Below are 17,922 nucleotides of genomic sequence, written 5' to 3' on the forward strand. Positions count from 1 at the left end.
ATCTATACAGAGGGTTTTGCGCCCTCTGTTTTTTTCGTTATAATAGACGAAGTGTATTTTCTGCTTATTAGACGCTCGACATATGAAAAAGTTTCATCAATATACAAAAGTTTTTATTTTGTCTTGGAGGAAATAATGAAAATTAAAGAGATCATTGTGGTCGAGGGGCGTGACGATACGGCCCGCATCAAATTGGCTGTTGATGCAGACACAATTGAAACAAATGGTTCAGCCATCGGTGATCATGTGATTGAACAAATCCGTTTGGCTCAGGAAACCAGAGGCGTTATCATCTTAACGGACCCGGATTTCCCGGGAGAAAAAATACGCAAAACCATTTCCGAGGCTGTACCCGGCTGTAAGCATGCATTCCTGCCAAAGCACCTTGCGAAACCTAAAAACAAACGGGGAATTGGCGTAGAACACGCATCAATTGAAAGCATCCGGGCATGTTTAGAAAACGTGCATGAAGAAATGGAAGCTCAGCCGAGTGAAATTTCTGCTGAAGACCTGATTCACGCCGGGCTGATTGGCGGATCTGAAGCAAAACGCCGCCGTGAACGTCTTGGTGATCTGCTGAAAATTGGATATACAAATGGCAAACAGCTTCAAAAACGGCTGCAAATGTTTCAAATTAAAAAAAGTGATTTTATGAGTGCGCTCGATACCGTCATGCGGGAGGAACAGGATGAATAAAGATATTGCGACACCGATAAGAACGAAAGAGATACTAAAAAAATACGGTTTTTCTTTTAAAAAGAGTTTGGGGCAGAATTTCTTAATTGATACGAACATTTTAGACAGAATTGTCGACCACGCCGAAGTGACGGAGAAAACCGGTGTCATTGAAATCGGCCCGGGGATCGGGGCTTTGACTGAACAGCTTGCCAAGCGGGCGAAAAAGGTCGTGGCATTTGAAATTGACCAGCGTTTATTGCCGATCCTTAAAGACACGCTCTCCCCATATGACAATGTCACTGTCATTCATCAAGACGTACTTAAGGCTGACGTGAAATCGGTCATTGAAGAGCAGTTTAAAGACTGTGATGAGGTAATGGTTGTAGCCAACCTTCCTTATTATGTGACAACGCCGATTATCATGAAGCTGCTTGAAGAAAACCTCCCGCTGAAAGGGATTGTCGTTATGCTGCAAAAGGAAGTAGCTGAACGTATGGCAGCTGATCCTTCATCTAAGGAGTACGGTTCACTTTCTATTGCTGTGCAATTTTATACAGAAGCCAAAACGGTGATGATCGTTCCGAAAACGGTATTTGTTCCTCAGCCTAATGTAGATTCAGCAGTCATTCGGCTGATTCGCCGCGACGGCCCGGCAGTGGATGTAGAAAACGAAGCCTTTTTCTTTCAGTTAATTAAGGCGAGCTTTGCTCAGCGCCGCAAAACGTTGCTTAATAACTTAGTGAACAATCTGCCTGATGGTAAAGCAAAAAAACCAATGATTGAGCAAGTGCTGGAAGAAACGAATATTGACGGCAAGCGCCGAGGTGAATCCTTGTCTATTGAGGAATTCGCTGCGCTGTCTAACGGATTGTACAAAGCCCTTTTCTAAAAGGGCTTTTTGTTTTCGCACCACATGGACTGCCGCTACATAGGCTAGAGAAGGACCTTAAATTCAATGATAAGAAAAACTTGCACTCAGCGAAAAAAGGCGCTTTTCTCAAGGCTCTTTCTTTCATGATGAGGCTTAGTCTATGTGTGGAGTGAGGAACGTGCAATTTAAAATAGGGGATATGGTAGCCAGAAAATCCTATCAAATGGATGTTTTGTTTCGCATTTTAGCGATAGAACAAACAAGTACAGGGAATTCAATCGCCATTTTGCATGGTGACGAAGTCAGGCTGATTGCTGATGCGGATTTTTCTGATTTGGTGGCTGTGCAAAAAGATGAGCAGCTGATGCGAAAAAAGAAAGATGAGAGCAGAATGAATGAATCACTTGAGCTGCTCCGTCAGGATTATAAGCTGCTGAGAGAGAAACAGGAGTACTATGCAACAAGCCAGTACCAGCATCAGGAGCATTATTTTCATATGCCGGGCAAGGTGCTTCATATGGACGGTGATGAGGCGTATTTGAAAAAATGCCTGAGTGTCTATAAAAAGATCGGTGTGCCGGTTTACGGCATTCATTGTCACGAAAAGAAAATGTCTGCTTCTATAGAAGAATTGCTCGACAAATATCGACCTGACATCCTAGTGATTACCGGTCATGATGCATACTCCAAGCAAAAGGGTGGCATTGATGATTTGAGCGCATACAGACATTCGAAACACTTTGTCGAAACCGTTCAGAAAGCCCGAAAAAAAATCCCTCACTTAGATCAGCTAGTTATTTTTGCGGGGGCTTGCCAATCCCATTTTGAATCACTTATAAGAGCGGGAGCCAATTTCGCGAGTTCTCCTTCAAGAGTAAACATTCATGCTCTTGATCCTGTATATATCGTGGCGAAAATCAGCTTTACGCCTTTTATGGAAAGAGTCAACGTATGGGAAGTGCTCCGGAATACACTGACAAGAGAGAAAGGACTTGGAGGCATTGAAACAAGAGGAGTATTGAGGGTCGGAATGCCTTATAAGTCCAATTAGCCCCGGATAGATGATTTATTCGGGGTTTTTATTTTACATAATGATACATAATTTACCGAAACTTGCGGAAAATATTTGAGGAATCATAGAATTTTGTCAAAATAATTTTGTTGACAACGTCTTATTAACGTTGATATAATTTAAATTTTATTTGACAAAAATAGGCTCGTGTTGTACAATAAATGTAGTGAGGTGGATGCAATGGCGAAGACGTTGTCCGATATTAAAAGGTCGCTTGATGGGAATTTAGGTAGAAGGCTGACGTTAAAAGCAAACGGTGGCCGCCGAAAAACGATTGAGCGTTCGGGCATTTTAGCTGAGACGTACCCTGCTGTTTTTGTGATACAACTAGATCAAGACGAGAACTCGTTTGAAAGAGTTTCATACAGTTATGCTGATATTTTGACTGAGACTGTTGAACTGACATTTAATGATGACGCAGCAAGCTCAGTAGCATTTTAACGGGCAGTGAACTTTTTGTTTACTGCTTTTTGTTTTGACTTTTTTTGATTTCCATTAATTCTCTCGATACTTTCACTGTCATTAAACAAAAGATAAAAACGGTCACATTTTATCGTGACGTGCACGAATCGTTATCATCTCTAAAAAAGGGGTTGTTTCGTTTGGGCAGACGTCGTGGAGTTATGTCAGATGAGTTTAAATATGAGCTGGCTAAGGACCTTGGTTTTTACGACACTGTAAAAAATGAAGGTTGGGGAGGCATTCGTGCCCGCGATGCCGGTAACATGGTAAAACGGGCAATTGAAATCGCCGAACAGCAGATGGCTCAGAATCAGAATAACCGATAAGGAATGTGACCCGGGGGACGTATGGTTCCCCGGTTTTTGATTTTGGTTTGTAAATACATAATAGCTCCAATATGGATAAGTTCATCTCGCACTTCAAATGTGATACAATGTTCATACTTATGTTTAGATGGAGAAGTAGGTGAAAGCTATGCGTATTTTAGAAAAAGCGCCAGCCAAGATTAATCTGTCACTTGACGTTACCCGAAAACGCCCGGATGGTTATCATGAAGTCGAAATGATTATGACGACAATTGATTTAGCGGATCGGATTGAATTGACGGAGCTGGCAGAAGATGTAGTAAGGGTTTCATCCCACAACCGCTTTGTGCCCGATGATCAGAGAAACTTAGCTTATCAGGCTGCCAAGCTCGTCAAAGACAGATACAACGTGAAAAAAGGAGTTTCCATCATGATCACGAAGGTGATTCCCGTGGCTGCGGGCCTTGCCGGCGGAAGCAGTGATGCGGCCGCAACGCTCAGAGGACTGAACAGACTGTGGAATTTAAATCTTTCTGCAGAAACGCTGGCGGAGCTGGGAGCGGAAATTGGCTCAGACGTCTCGTTTTGCGTCTATGGCGGAACTGCGCTTGCCACTGGACGCGGTGAAAAGATTAAACACATCAGCCCGCCTCCGCATTGCTGGGTCATTTTGGCGAAACCAACAATTGGAGTTTCTACGGCCGAGGTCTACAGACAGCTAAAGCTTGATGAGGTGGAACACCCGGATGTAAACGGTATGATTGACGCGATTGAGGAAAAGAGCTTTCAAAACATGTGCAGACGTTTGGGGAATGTGCTTGAGTCTGTAACGCTTGATATGCATCCAGAAGTCGCGATGATCAAAAACCAGATGAAACGCTTTGGCGCAGATGCCGTGTTAATGAGCGGAAGCGGTCCGACTGTGTTTGGACTGGTTCAATATGAGTCTAAGGTACAGAGGATTTATAACGGGTTAAGAGGCTTCTGCGATCAGGTATATGCAGTGAGAATGATCGGCGAACAGAACGCTCTTGATTAAATCCGTATGTTAAGTTATATTGATCTTAAAATATTCGGATTTTGGGGGTAAGTTCATGAAGTTTCGTCGCAGCGGCAGATTGGTGGACTTAACAAATTATTTGTTAACCCATCCGCACGAGTTAATACCGTTAACCTTTTTTTCTGAGCGGTATGAATCTGCAAAATCATCGATCAGTGAAGATTTAACAATTATAAAGCAAACCTTTGAGCAGCAAGGGATCGGTACTTTGCTTACTGTTCCCGGTGCTGCCGGAGGTGTCAAATATATTCCGAAAATGAAGCAGGCTGAAGCTGAAGAATTCGTTCAGACACTTGGACAGTCATTGGCAAATCCTGAGCGTATCCTTCCGGGCGGTTATGTGTATTTAACGGATATCTTAGGAAAGCCATCTGTACTCTCCAAGGTTGGAAAGCTGTTTGCTTCTGTATTTGCGGACCGCGAAATTGACGTTGTCATGACCGTTGCCACGAAAGGCATCCCTCTCGCGTATGCAGCTGCGAGTTATCTGAATGTGCCTGTCGTCATTGTGCGCAAGGATAACAAGGTAACTGAGGGCTCCACGGTCAGCATTAATTACGTGTCAGGCTCCTCAAACCGCATTCAAACGATGTCACTTGCAAAAAGAAGCATGAAGACGGGTTCAAACGTACTCATTATTGATGACTTTATGAAAGCAGGCGGCACAATTAATGGTATGATTAGCCTGTTGGATGAGTTTAATGCGAATGTAGCGGGGATCGGCGTCTTGGTCGAAGCCGAAGGAGTAAATGAACGTCTTGTTGATGAGTATATGTCACTTCTAACTCTTTCAACGATCAACATGAAAGATAAGTCCATTGAAATCCAGAATGGCAATTTTCTGCGTTTTTTTAAAGACAATCTTTTGAAGAATGGAGAGACAGAATTATGACAAAAGCAGTCCACACAAAACATGCCCCAGCGGCAATCGGACCTTACTCACAAGGGATCATCGTCAATAATATGTTTTACAGCTCAGGCCAAATTCCTTTGACGCCTTCAGGTGAAATGGTGAACGGTGATATTAAGGAGCAGACGCATCAAGTGTTCAGCAACTTAAAAGCGGTGTTGGAAGAAGCAGGTGCTTCTTTTGAAACAGTTGTAAAGGCAACTGTATTTATCGCGGACATGGAACAGTTTGCGGAAGTGAACGAAGTGTACGGGCAATATTTTGACACGCACAAACCGGCGAGATCTTGCGTTGAAGTTGCGAGACTTCCAAAGGATGCATTAGTCGAAATCGAAGTGATTGCGTTAGTAAAATAATAAGAAAAGTGATTCTGGGTTTGCTCGGAATCACTTTTTTATTTACCTTATGCCTGAAATAAAAGCGTTATGACCTAATTGTGTATTTATATCCTAATTTTTCAAAAAATATTTTAAAAAACAGCAGGAATTCAGAAAAAATCGTGGAATTGATACACTAATGCTTTTATATAGGGAAAAGGTGGTGAACTACTGTGGAAGTTACTGACGTAAGATTACGCCGCGTGAATACCGATGGTCGCATGAGAGCGATTGCATCCATCACGCTGGATCACGAATTTGTTGTACATGATATTCGTGTGATTGATGGAAACAATGGTCTTTTCGTTGCGATGCCGAGTAAACGCACCCCTGATGGAGAGTTCCGCGATATTGCTCATCCTATTAATTCAAGCACGCGTGGAAAGATTCAAGATGCCGTGTTAAATGAGTATCATCGTCTGGGTGACACTGAAGCATTAGAATTCGAAGAAGCTGGAGCTTCTTAAAAAATAACCAAAAAGCAAGGACTGCTGATGGGGCTGAGACAAGCCTTTTTCCGGCAGTCCTTTTTTAATTCTGATTTTTCAAACTAAAATGCACCAATAGAAAATTCTTGCACTTCATGAAGTCTCCTTGAAATCAACTGATATTTAGGATATATTTTTCTATGGATAAAAGGGATATTGGAGGCCATTAAATGGATAAGCGGTTTGCAGTTGTTTTAGCGGCTGGACAAGGAACGAGAATGAAATCAAAGCTTTACAAAGTCCTTCATCCAGTTTGTGGTAAGCCTATGGTAGAGCACGTCGTAGACGAAGCTTTAAAGCTCTCTTTAACGAAGCTTGTCACGATTGTCGGACATGGTGCGGAAGAAGTGAAAAAGCAGCTTGGGGATAAAAGCGAGTATGCGCTTCAAGCAGAACAGCTTGGCACTGCTCATGCTGTAAAACAGGCACAGCCATTTCTTGCTGACGAAAAAGGTGTAACGATTGTCATTTGCGGAGATACGCCGCTTTTAACAGCGGAGACAATGGAAGCTATGCTGAAAGAACATACACAAAAAGAAGCAAAAGCTACAATCTTGACTGCTGTTGCAGAAGATCCGACTGGATACGGCCGAATCATTCGCGGCGAGAGCGGAGCGGTTCAAAAAATCGTGGAGCACAAGGACGCTTCAGAAGAAGAACGTCTTGTGACTGAAATTAATACTGGAACGTATTGTTTTGATAATGAAGCTCTATTCCGGGCCATAGACCTTGTATCGAACGATAATGTTCAAGGCGAGTATTATTTACCGGATGTGATAGAGATCCTCAAAAATGAAGGCGAAACTGTTGCCGCTTACCAGACTGGTAACTTCCAAGAAACGCTCGGAGTTAATGATAGAGTTGCTCTTTCTCAGGCTGAATTGTTTATGAAAGAGCGGATTAATAAACGGCATATGCAAAATGGTGTTACGCTGATTGACCCGATGAATACGTATATTTCTCCTGAAGCTGTCATCGGAAGCGATACTGTGATTTATCCTGGAACTGTGATTAAAGGTGAGGTGCAAATCGGAGAAGATACGATTATCGGCCCTCATACTGAGATTATGAATAGTTCCATTGGAAGCCGTACTGTGATTAAACAATCGGTAGTCAACAACAGTAAAGTGGGGAATGATGTAAACATAGGACCTTTTGCTCACATCAGACCTGATTCTGTCATCGGGAATGAAGTGAAGATCGGGAATTTTGTTGAAATCAAAAAGACGCAATTCGGAGACCGAAGCAAGGCTTCTCATTTAAGCTATGTCGGGGATGCCGAGGTAGGTACAGACGTCAACTTGGGCTGCGGTTCAATTACTGTTAATTATGATGGAAAGAACAAATATTTAACGAAAATTGAAGACGGCGCATTTATCGGCTGCAACTCCAATTTGGTTGCCCCTGTCACAGTCGGAGAAGGCGCTTATGTAGCGGCAGGCTCAACTGTTACTGAAGATGTACCTGGAAAAGCACTTGCTATCGCCAGAGCGAGACAAGTAAATAAAGACGATTATGTGAAAAAAATTCATAAAAAATAATCCTAAATTCGGAGGTTTATCCATGTCTAATCAATACGGAGATAAGAATTTAAAGATTTTTTCTTTGAATTCTAATCCAGAGCTTGCAAAAGAAATCGCAGATATAGTTGGAGTTCAATTAGGGAAGTGTTCTGTCACAAGATTTAGTGATGGGGAAGTCCAAATTAATATCGAAGAAAGTATTCGCGGATGTGACTGTTACATCATCCAGTCTACAAGTGACCCCGTTAACGAGCATATTATGGAACTGTTGATTATGGTAGATGCGTTGAAACGCGCTTCAGCAAAAACCATTAACATTGTGATTCCTTACTACGGTTATGCGCGTCAAGACAGAAAAGCTAGATCCCGTGAGCCAATCACAGCAAAACTTTTCGCAAACCTGCTTGAGACTGCCGGTGCGACTCGTGTCATCGCGCTTGATCTGCATGCACCGCAAATTCAAGGATTCTTTGATATACCGATTGACCACTTAATGGGTGTTCCGATTTTAGGAGAATATTTTGAAGGCAAAAACCTTGAAGATATCGTCATTGTTTCACCAGACCACGGCGGTGTGACACGCGCCCGCAAGCTGGCTGACAGACTAAAAGCGCCGATTGCGATCATTGATAAGCGCCGTCCGAGACCGAATGTGGCAGAAGTCATGAATATTGTCGGTAATATCGAAGGGAAGATCGCTATTCTTATCGATGATATCATCGATACAGCCGGCACCATTACACTTGCAGCTAATGCGCTTGTTGAAAACGGAGCAAAAGAAGTATACGCATGCTGTACACATCCGGTACTATCAGGACCTGCTGTAGAACGAATTAATAACTCAACAATTAAAGAGCTTGTTGTGACAAACAGCATCAAGCTTCCTGAAGAAAAGAAAATTGAACGGTTTAAGCAGCTTTCAGTCGGACCGCTTCTGGCTGAAGCGATTATTCGCGTTCATGAGCAGCAATCTGTCAGCTACCTGTTCAGCTAAACCGATGTTTTAAAAGGTTTAAACCTTTATCGTTTTGGGTATTGTTTCTAATAAGACAATAAAACGATAATAGGATGGTGCTGAATATGGCAACGTTAACGGCAAAAGAAAGAACAGGTTTCACCCGTTCGTCTCTTCGGGATATCCGTACTTCAGGTCATGTTCCAGGTATCATATATGGAAAAGACACGGAAAACAAACCGGTATCCTTAGACAGTGTGGAACTTATTAAAACACTGAGGGATGAAGGCAAGAATACAGTCCTTACTCTTGACGTCAACGGAGAGAAGCACGCTGTCATGGTAACAGAGCTGCAAACGGACCCGCTGAAAAATGAGGTCACTCATGCTGACTTCCAAGTCGTTAATATGAGTGAGGAAATTGAAGTGGAAGTGCCGATTCATCTGACTGGAGAAGCAATTGGAGTGAAAAATGGAGGCGTATTGCAGCAGCCGCTTTACGCTCTTACTGTGAAGGCTAAGCCAAAAGCAATTCCGCAATCAATCGAGGCAGACATTTCCGGTCTTGATGTAAATGATGTACTCACGATTGAGGACTTGCCTGCTGGCGGTGACTACTCCTTTAATCACGAATCAGATGAGGTTGTGGCTTCCATTCTTCCTCCGCAGCAGCAGGATGCTGCAGAAACAGACGCTGAGGAAACTGCCGATGCTCAGCCTGAAGGTGAAAACAAAGATCAATAATAGCTTAAGGCGTAACCCTCCCGCGGTTACGTCTTTTGTGCTAGAATGAGAAGAATTATAGCCCGTATTAGAGCGGGAGCTTATGTGACTAAGGGAGGATTTTCCATGCTTGTAATTGCCGGTCTCGGAAACCCGGGAAAGAACTATGAAAATACACGGCATAATGTCGGATTTATGGCAATAGACCAGCTTTCGAAGGAATGGAATATTGAGCTGAACCAGAGCAAATTTAACGGATTATATGGAACCGGATTTGTTTCCGGCAAAAAGGTTCTACTTGTTAAACCGCTTACATATATGAATTTATCAGGAGAATGTTTGCGGCCTTTAATGGATTATTATGATGTAGACAACGAAGATTTAAAAGTTATTTACGATGACCTTGATCTGCCGACTGGCAAGATCCGTCTAAGAACGAAAGGCAGTGCGGGCGGGCATAATGGAATCAAATCACTGATCCAGCATCTCGGAACGCCTGAGTTTGATCGCATCCGCATCGGAATCGGGCGGCCTGTGAACGGGATGAAGGTGGTTGATTATGTTTTAGGCGCTTTTTCAAAGGATGAAACACCAGCAATTGAAGAAGCAATTGAAAGGTCCGTTAAGGCTTGTGAGGCTTCTCTCAGCAAACCGTTTTTAGAGGTTATGAACGAATTCAACGCGAAGGTATAAAATACATAATCAGAGTCCATACTACACCAAAATGACTTTTTCATCAGGAGGGTCCCTTGTATGGCTTTGCATTATTATTGTCGTCATTGCGGAGTAAAAGTTGGAAGTCTGGAATCTTCCATGGTATCGACAAATTCACTTGGGTTTCACCACTTAACAAACGAGGAAAGAAACGATATGATTTCATATAAAGACAATGGAGATGTCCATGTTCATACCATATGTGAAGATTGCCAAGAGGCACTTGAACGAAATCCGCATTACCACGAACATCACACATTTATTCAATAAAAAGCTTTGGTGTAGACACTAGACCAAAGCGTTTTTCTGTTCTTACAGAAAACAGAGAGGAGGGGCCATATGGACAACATTCAAACCTTTATTAAAGAAAGCGATGACTTCAAATCCATCGTCAACGGTTTAAACGAGGGGCTGAAGGAGCAGCTGCTCGCGGGTCTTTCAGGTTCCGCGCGTTCTGTTTTTACTTCTGCTTTGGCTAATGAAACGAATAAGCCTATCTTTCTAATCACCCATAATTTATACCAAGCTCAAAAAGTAACGGATGACCTGACTTCACTTCTTGAGGATCGGTCTGTCCTTCTGTACCCCGTCAATGAACTCATATCATCAGAAATCGCGGTGGCTAGCCCTGAACTGCGGGCGCAGCGCTTAGATGTCATTAATAGATTAACAAACGGAGAAACGCCTATAGTTGTTGCTCCGGTGGCGGCTGTCAGAAGAATGCTGCCGCCGGTAGAGGTGTGGAAAAACAGCCAAATGCTCATTCAGGTGGGTCATGATATCGAACCGGATCAGCTGGCATCCCGACTGGTAGAGGTGGGATACGAGCGGTCTGATATGGTTTCTGCACCCGGTGAATTCAGTATTCGCGGCGGAATTATCGACATTTATCCGCTGACCTCTGAGCATCCGGTCAGAATCGAATTATTCGACACCGAGGTTGATTCCATCCGCAGCTTTAACTCCGATGATCAGCGGTCAATTGAGACCTTGACCTCTATCCGTATCGGTCCGGCAAAGGAACTGATTATCAGAACTGAAGAAAAAGCACGTGCAATAGAGAAGATGGATAAAGGTCTTGCCGATAGCTTGAAAAAATTAAAGCTCGACAAGCAAAAAGAAATCCTGCATATGAATATTTCTCATGATAAAGAGCGTTTATCTGAAGGCCAGACAGATCAAGAACTGGTGAAGTATCTCTCATATTTCTATGAAAAGCCCGCTAGTTTACTAGATTATACACCTGATAACACACTTCTGATTTTGGATGAGGTCAGCCGGATTCATGAGATGGAAGATCAGCTGCAGAAAGAAGAAGCGGAGTTCATAACAAACCTTCTCGAGGAAGGGAAGATTTTGCATGACCTCAGTTTGTCATTCAGCTTCCAAAAAATAGTGGCTGAGCAAAAACGGCCTCTGCTGTACTATTCTTTGTTTTTGCGGCACGTACAGCATACGAGTCCGCAAAATATCGTCAATGTGTCAAGCAGACAAATGCAGAGTTTTCATGGCCAAATGAACGTACTTTCGGGTGAAATGGAGCGCTTTAAAAAATCAAATTTCACCGTTGTATTCTTAGGAGCAAACAAGGAACGTACACAAAAATTATCATCTGTTCTGGCTGATTATGAAATCGAAGCTGCCGTGACGGACAGCAAAAAAGCGCTTGTTCAGGGACAGGTTTATATCATGGAGGGCGAGCTTCAATCAGGATTTGAGCTGCCGTTAATGAAGCTTGCTGTCATTACTGAAGAGGAATTATTTAAAAACCGCGTGAAAAAGAAGCCTCGAAAACAGAAACTTACGAATGCAGAGCGCATCAAAAGCTATTCTGAGCTTCAAATCGGTGATTATGTCGTTCATATTAATCACGGGATCGGAAAGTATTTAGGGATCGAAACCCTTGAAATCAATGGAATTCACAAAGACTATTTGAACATTCACTATCAGGGAAGCGACAAGCTTTATGTGCCGGTTGAACAAATTGACCAGGTACAGAAGTATGTCGGCTCTGAAGGAAAAGAACCGAAGCTGTATAAATTAGGCGGCAGCGAATGGAAGCGGGTTAAGAAAAAAGTAGAAACATCGGTTCAAGACATCGCTGATGATTTAATTAAATTGTATGCCGAAAGGGAAGCGAGCAAGGGCTACGCGTTTTCTCCTGATCATGAAATGCAGCGTGAATTTGAATCGGCGTTTCCTTATCAAGAGACGGAAGATCAGCTCCGCTCTATTCACGAAATCAAAAAAGACATGGAAAGAGAGCGGCCGATGGATCGCCTGCTTTGCGGAGACGTAGGTTACGGTAAAACAGAGGTTGCCATCCGTGCGGCGTTTAAGGCAATTGCTGATGGAAAACAGGTCGCACTGCTTGTCCCGACAACCATTTTGGCTCAGCAGCACTATGAGACCATTACAGAGCGCTTTCAGGACTACCCGATGAATATCGGCCTGCTTAGCCGATTCAGAACAAGAAAAGAAGCAAACGAAACGATTAAAGGATTGAAAAACGGAACAGTTGATATCGTCATCGGGACGCACCGATTGTTATCAAAAGATGTTGTTTATAAAGACTTAGGGCTGCTCATCATTGATGAGGAGCAGCGTTTTGGGGTCACCCATAAAGAAAAGATCAAACAGATTAAAGCCAATGTGGATGTATTAACATTAACAGCGACGCCAATTCCCCGTACGCTGCATATGTCTATGCTTGGCGTAAGGGATCTCTCGGTGATCGAGACGCCGCCGGAAAACCGCTTCCCTGTACAGACGTATGTTGTGGAATACAATGGTGCCCTTGTCAGAGAGGCAATTGAGCGCGAGCTTGCGCGCGGAGGCCAAGTCTATTTCTTATACAACAGGGTAGAGGATATCGAACGGAAAGCCGATGAGATTTCAATGCTTGTCCCTGACGCAAAGGTTGCGTATGCACACGGAAAAATGACAGAAAATGAATTAGAAGCTGTCATGCTGAGCTTCCTGGAAGGGGAATCAGACGTTCTCGTCAGCACAACAATTATTGAAACGGGTGTAGATATTCCAAACGTGAATACGCTGATCGTGTTTGACGCCGACAAGATGGGTCTTTCTCAGCTTTATCAGCTGCGGGGACGTGTCGGCCGTTCTAACCGTGTAGCGTATGCGTATTTCACGTATCGCAGGGATAAAGTGCTTACTGAAGTAGCTGAAAAAAGGCTGCAGGCGATTAAAGAATTTACGGAACTGGGATCTGGTTTTAAAATCGCGATGCGCGACTTAACGATTCGCGGAGCCGGAAACCTTCTTGGCGCTCAGCAGCACGGCTTTATCGATTCGGTCGGATTTGACCTCTACTCGCAAATGCTGAAGGAGGCCATTGAAGAGCGGAAAGGCGATACAGCGAAAACGGAGCAATTTGAAACAGAAATTGATCTTGAGCTTGATGCGTACATTCCGGAAACCTACATTCAAGACGGCAAACAGAAAATTGATATGTATAAACGCTTCAGATCTGTGGCTGCAATCGACGAAAAAAATGAACTCCAAGATGAGATGATTGACAGATTTGGGAATTATCCAAAAGAAGTTGAATACTTGTTTACCGTAGCAGAAATGAAGGTCTATGCGAGAAATGAACGGGTCGAATTGATTAAGCAAGATAAAGATGCAGTCAGGATGACCATTTCTGAAGAGGCTAGTGCTGATATTGACGGCCAGAAACTGTTTGAGCTTGGCAACAAATACGGCAGACAAATCGGACTGGGAATGGAAGGGAAAAAGCTCAAAATTTCCGTTCAAACGAAAGGCAAGAGTACGGATGAGTGGCTCGAAACCGTGCTGGGCATGCTGAAGGGCCTTAAAGATGTGAAAAAACAAACCATTTCATCAACGTAAATTTTGTTACTCTCTGGTGTATATTACATTTGATGTGACGGATACTAATTTCAAGCGAGGCGGAAGGTACATAAAGTAACTGCTTTAGGTCTTTCCCACATTGTATATACCATCAAATGAAAGAGAGGCACCAGAGATGAAAGCAACCGGTATCGTACGTCGTATTGATGACTTAGGACGGGTAGTGATTCCTAAAGAAATTCGCAGAACGCTGAGGATCAGGGAAGGAGATCCGCTTGAGATTTTTGTAGATCGTGACGGAGAAGTCATTTTGAAAAAATACTCTCCGATAAGTGAGCTTGGAGACTTTGCAAAGGAGTATGCAGACGCGCTTTATGACAGTCTTGGCCATTCAGTGCTTATCTGTGACAGAGATGTCTACATTGCCGTCTCCGGAAGTTCCAAAAAAGACTACTTAAACAAGCCGATCAGCGAAATGCTGGAAAGAACAATGGATCAGAGAAGTTCTGTGCTTGAGAGTGATACAAAATCCGTGCAGCTTGTAAATGGCATAGATGAAGATATGAGTTCGTATACTGTCGGCCCGATTGTCGCGAATGGCGACCCGATAGGTGCTGTCGTGATTTTTTCAAAGGATCAGACGATGGGCGAAGTTGAGCATAAAGCCGTTGAAACAGCAGCTGGGTTTTTGGCTCGTCAAATGGAACAGTAGGTCTTATTACAATTATCAAAATAGGTATAGAAAGAACAGCTCTCCTTGGGATGCTGTTCTTTTTTGTGCAGGCCGAAAAAGGATTCCAAGGGTTGGGATATGGTATAATAACCACGTTTTTATGTGTACCAAGGCCATTGCAAACTTTGCATTGCCCCTGACGTTGGGAAGGAGCTTTTGGATGGATGATTCAATACGCGTCAAACGGCATTGGATGTGGCAGGGGGCTTTTGTTTTAATTCTGGCAGGCGTTATTTCAAAAATATTGAGCGCCGTTTACAGAGTCCCTTTTCAAAACATTGTCGGCGATGTTGGATTTTATATATATCAGCAGGTATACCCTTTTCTTGGTATTGCCGTCATGCTTTCAACATCAGGATTTCCCGTGATTATTTCTAAACTGATGAATGATTATAGTGAAAAAAGCCATAACACCATAATGAAAATGTCATCGCTGGTTTTATCGGTAATAGGCGGTCTTTTATTTCTGTGTTTATATATGGGGGCTGTTCCGATTGCCCTGTTTATGGGTGATTCTCATCTCGCCCAGTTAATTCAAGTAACTGCATATGCGTTTCTTCTGTTTCCATTTGTCGCGTTGCTCAGAGGCGTTTTTCAAGGGAGACACGACATGCTCCCATCCGCTTTATCGCAAATTATGGAACAGTTTCTGCGGGTGGCGGTGCTCTTAGGGTTATCTTTTTGGCTCATCAAAAAAGGTGCCTCGCTTTATACTGCGGGAGCGGCAGCTGCTTCTGGTTCTCTTGCCGGGAGTTTGATTGCACTTATCATCCTCGTCTTTTTTTGGTTCAAAACGAAAAAGCCTGAAAAAGCGGAAATAGAAAAAGAAAATCACATTACAACAAATCAATTAATTAAGAAACTGCTTTTATATTCAGTAACGATCTGTGTAAGCAGCCTGTTGCTTTTGTTTATCCAGCTTGTCGATGCACTGAATTTATATTCTTTGCTGTCTGGCGGTGAGGTGAGTGAAGAAGCAAAGCGGCTGAAAGGAATTTATGACCGGGGGCAGCCTCTGTTGCAACTCGGTTCTGTTTTCGCAATGAGCATCGGGACCTCACTCGTACCGTTGATTTCAAAGGCGGTAAAGGAGAATCAGTTGCAGGTGATGAAACAAAAAGTGACGTCTTCCTTAAAGCTGTGTCTTGCGATAGGCGTTGCGGCGTCTACTGGCCTCATCTGCATCCTCAAGCCGGTCAACATTATGCTGTTTCAAGATGGCGAAGGAACAGCTGCGTTGCAGATATTTAGCTCCTCCATTTTGTTTGCGTCTTTGGCGGTAACGGCTGCCGCTGTCTTACAGGGAGCGGGAAACACGGTGTTCCCTGCAATAGCAGTAGGCGTAGGTGTGGCTGTGAAATGGGTGTTAAATACCTTTTTGGTTCCGCACTATGGAATTGAAGGGGCGGCATTTGCAACAGCGGCTTCTTTTGCAACTGTCGCAGGCCTCAATCTCTATCGCTTGCGGCAAAAAGAATGGATGGACAAGCTAAAGAGCACTATGCTTCCGATTATTGGATCCGCTATATTAATGTCGGCTGTCTTGCTTGCTTATTTACGCCTTTGGTCTTTTCTGTTTGATGCGGAAGGAAGAGGATATGCGGCAGTTGAAAGTGTTTCGGCTGTCGCCATTGGAGGCGCGGTGTTTATTTATTGTATGATGAAGTTGGGAATATTTACGAATGAAGAGCTTAACAGTGTGCCTTTTGGCAGCAAGTTAAGCAAACTCACCAGAAGGAGAGAACAAAATGGCAGGTAATATTACAGTCGTCGGCCTTGGCGCCGGAGACATGGACCAGTTGACAATTGGCATACATAAGCTGCTGACAAAGGCGGACACTCTGTTTGTCAGAACCAAAGACCATCCTTTAATTCAAGAGCTAGAAAGCGAAACGCAGAACATTCGTTATTTTGATGATATATATGAGAAACACGACCAGTTTGATGCGGTATACGAGGAAATTACTGATATTCTCTTTGAAGAAGCGAAGCATCAGGACGTTGTTTATGCTGTTCCGGGGCATCCATTTGTAGCAGAAAAAACAGTACAGCTGCTGACGGAGCGGCAGGAAGAAAAAAACATTCAGGTGAAAGTCGCGGGAGGACAAAGCTTTCTTGATGCCACTTTTAATGCCTTGCAAATTGATCCCATTGAAGGCTTTCAATTTGTGGATGCCGGGACATTGAGCGCGGATGAGCTTGAGCTCAGACATCACCTGATCATTTGTCAGGTATACGACCAAATGACTGCATCCGAAGTGAAGCTGACATTAATGGAGAAGCTGCCCGATGATTATGAAGTTGTGATTGTAACAGCTGCCGGAAGCCGTGATGAGGATATTCGGAGAGTGCCCTTATTTGAACTGGACCGCAATGTCGCCATGAATAACTTAACAAGTGTGTATATTCCGCCGATTAAAGAAGAGAAGCTGCTGTACCAGGAGTTCTCCGAGTTTCGGCGCATCATTAGAGAGCTTCGCGGGCCCAACGGCTGTCCGTGGGATAAAAAGCAGACTCATCAGTCATTAAAACAATACATGATTGAAGAGTGTTATGAACTTCTCGAAGCAATTGACGAAGAAGACACAGACCATATGATCGAAGAGCTTGGCGACGTTTTGCTTCAGGTCCTGCTTCACGCGCAAATTGGTGAAGATGATGGTTATTTCACAATAGATGATGTAATTAAAGGGATCAGTGAAAAAATGGTCCGAAGACATCCCCATGTGTTTAAAGATGTTAAGGTTCAGGATGAAAACGATGTTTTAGCAAATTGGGAAGATATTAAAAAAGCCGAAAAACGTACATCTGATGCATCCTTGTTAGACACCGTCCCGAAAACCCTTCCTGCGCTTTCTAAAGCCGCTAAATTGCAGAAAAAAGCGGCAAAAGTCGGTTTTGACTGGGAAGATGTGAGTGATATGTGGGAAAAGGTGAATGAGGAGATAAAGGAATTTTCTTCAGAGGCTACTGAAGACCCTCATGAACACAATCTCAAGGCTGAATTTGGCGATGTTCTCTTCGCCTTGGTGAATGTAGCCCGCTTCTACAAGATAGAACCGGAGGAAGCATTGGCGATGACGAACGATAAATTCAGGAGACGTTTCTCTTATATTGAGCAAACAGCGAAGGAAAAGGGAATCGAGCTGGCTAATATGTCTCTTGAGGACATGGACAACCTGTGGAATGAAGCAAAAGAAACTGAGAGGGGATCATAA

General features: G+C 43.4%; 18 protein-coding genes. All 18 read left to right on the forward strand.

Annotated elements, in window-relative coordinates; all coding sequences use genetic code 11:
- Positions 1-135 precede the first annotated feature (135 nt).
- The 18 genes from rnmV to mazG all read left to right on the forward strand — a co-directional run bounded on the left by rnmV (position 136) and on the right by mazG (position 17,922).
- A complete protein-coding gene (gene rnmV / locus LJF29_RS20135) occupies positions 136-696 on the forward strand; it encodes a ribonuclease M5 (RefSeq protein ID WP_229150217.1) in 561 nt (186 codons plus the stop codon).
- Positions 689-1,567, forward strand: a complete 879-nt coding sequence (rsmA, locus tag LJF29_RS20140; RefSeq protein WP_229150218.1) for a 16S rRNA (adenine(1518)-N(6)/adenine(1519)-N(6))-dimethyltransferase RsmA — start codon at positions 689-691, stop codon at positions 1,565-1,567. The genes rnmV and rsmA overlap by 8 nt, the downstream gene beginning before the upstream one ends.
- A gap of 160 nt (positions 1,568-1,727) precedes the next feature.
- Complete coding sequence (gene prtG / locus LJF29_RS20145; protein WP_010332695.1) at positions 1,728-2,600, forward strand: sporulation-specific protease PrtG; 873 nt, start codon at positions 1,728-1,730, stop codon at positions 2,598-2,600.
- Positions 2,601-2,801: 201 nt separating this feature from the next.
- Entirely contained in the window at positions 2,802-3,062 is a 261-nt protein-coding gene (gene veg / locus LJF29_RS20150) for a biofilm formation stimulator Veg (protein WP_010332696.1), read from the forward strand.
- A 161-nt stretch (positions 3,063-3,223) separates the two neighbouring features.
- Positions 3,224-3,409, forward strand: a complete 186-nt coding sequence (locus tag LJF29_RS20155) for a small, acid-soluble spore protein, alpha/beta type (RefSeq protein WP_010332697.1) — start codon at positions 3,224-3,226, stop codon at positions 3,407-3,409.
- Positions 3,410-3,557: 148 nt separating this feature from the next.
- Entirely contained in the window at positions 3,558-4,427 is an 870-nt protein-coding gene (ispE, locus tag LJF29_RS20160) for a 4-(cytidine 5'-diphospho)-2-C-methyl-D-erythritol kinase (protein WP_229150236.1), read from the forward strand.
- Between the two features lie 55 nt (positions 4,428-4,482).
- Entirely contained in the window at positions 4,483-5,340 is an 858-nt protein-coding gene (purR, locus tag LJF29_RS20165; RefSeq protein ID WP_229150219.1) for a pur operon repressor, read from the forward strand.
- Complete coding sequence (gene ridA, locus LJF29_RS20170; RefSeq protein WP_003226738.1) at positions 5,337-5,714, forward strand: 2-iminobutanoate/2-iminopropanoate deaminase; 378 nt, start codon at positions 5,337-5,339, stop codon at positions 5,712-5,714. The genes purR and ridA overlap by 4 nt, the downstream gene beginning before the upstream one ends.
- A gap of 194 nt (positions 5,715-5,908) precedes the next feature.
- Positions 5,909-6,202: a septation regulator SpoVG gene (spoVG, locus tag LJF29_RS20175; RefSeq protein WP_003218346.1), complete on the forward strand. Its 294-nt coding sequence runs from the start codon at positions 5,909-5,911 to the stop codon at positions 6,200-6,202.
- A gap of 191 nt (positions 6,203-6,393) precedes the next feature.
- The gene (gene glmU / locus LJF29_RS20180; RefSeq protein WP_229150220.1) at positions 6,394-7,764 is read left to right on the forward strand and encodes a bifunctional UDP-N-acetylglucosamine diphosphorylase/glucosamine-1-phosphate N-acetyltransferase GlmU; all 1,371 of its coding nucleotides are present in this window, start codon (positions 6,394-6,396) and stop codon (positions 7,762-7,764) included.
- 22 nt (positions 7,765-7,786) lie between these two features.
- Positions 7,787-8,740, forward strand: coding sequence for a ribose-phosphate diphosphokinase (locus LJF29_RS20185; protein ID WP_010332701.1), 954 nt, complete (start codon positions 7,787-7,789; stop codon positions 8,738-8,740).
- Between the two features lie 86 nt (positions 8,741-8,826).
- Positions 8,827-9,444 (forward strand): 50S ribosomal protein L25/general stress protein Ctc, encoded by a 618-nt coding sequence (locus tag LJF29_RS20190; RefSeq protein ID WP_168746755.1) that lies wholly within the window; start codon positions 8,827-8,829, stop codon positions 9,442-9,444.
- Positions 9,445-9,549: 105 nt separating this feature from the next.
- Complete coding sequence (pth, locus tag LJF29_RS20195; RefSeq protein ID WP_229150221.1) at positions 9,550-10,116, forward strand: aminoacyl-tRNA hydrolase; 567 nt, start codon at positions 9,550-9,552, stop codon at positions 10,114-10,116.
- Between the two features lie 60 nt (positions 10,117-10,176).
- Positions 10,177-10,407, forward strand: a complete 231-nt coding sequence (locus LJF29_RS20200) for an anti-sigma-F factor Fin family protein (RefSeq protein ID WP_010332704.1) — start codon at positions 10,177-10,179, stop codon at positions 10,405-10,407.
- A gap of 69 nt (positions 10,408-10,476) precedes the next feature.
- A complete protein-coding gene (gene mfd, locus LJF29_RS20205) occupies positions 10,477-14,010 on the forward strand; it encodes a transcription-repair coupling factor (RefSeq protein ID WP_229150222.1) in 3,534 nt (1,177 codons plus the stop codon).
- Between the two features lie 136 nt (positions 14,011-14,146).
- On the forward strand, positions 14,147-14,683 hold the full coding sequence (gene spoVT, locus LJF29_RS20210; protein WP_010332706.1) for a stage V sporulation protein T: 537 nt from the start codon (positions 14,147-14,149) through the stop codon (positions 14,681-14,683).
- Between the two features lie 181 nt (positions 14,684-14,864).
- Positions 14,865-16,463: a putative polysaccharide biosynthesis protein gene (locus tag LJF29_RS20215; protein WP_229150223.1), complete on the forward strand. Its 1,599-nt coding sequence runs from the start codon at positions 14,865-14,867 to the stop codon at positions 16,461-16,463.
- Positions 16,453-17,922 carry a nucleoside triphosphate pyrophosphohydrolase gene (mazG, locus tag LJF29_RS20220; RefSeq protein ID WP_229150224.1) on the forward strand — a complete coding sequence of 490 codons (1,470 nt, stop codon included), beginning with the start codon at positions 16,453-16,455 and terminating at the stop codon, positions 17,920-17,922. Before LJF29_RS20215 ends, mazG begins: the two co-directional genes overlap by 11 nt.

This window comes from Bacillus sp. LBG-1-113 (assembly GCF_020708615.1).
GTDB lineage: Bacteria > Bacillota > Bacilli > Bacillales > Bacillaceae > Bacillus > Bacillus mojavensis.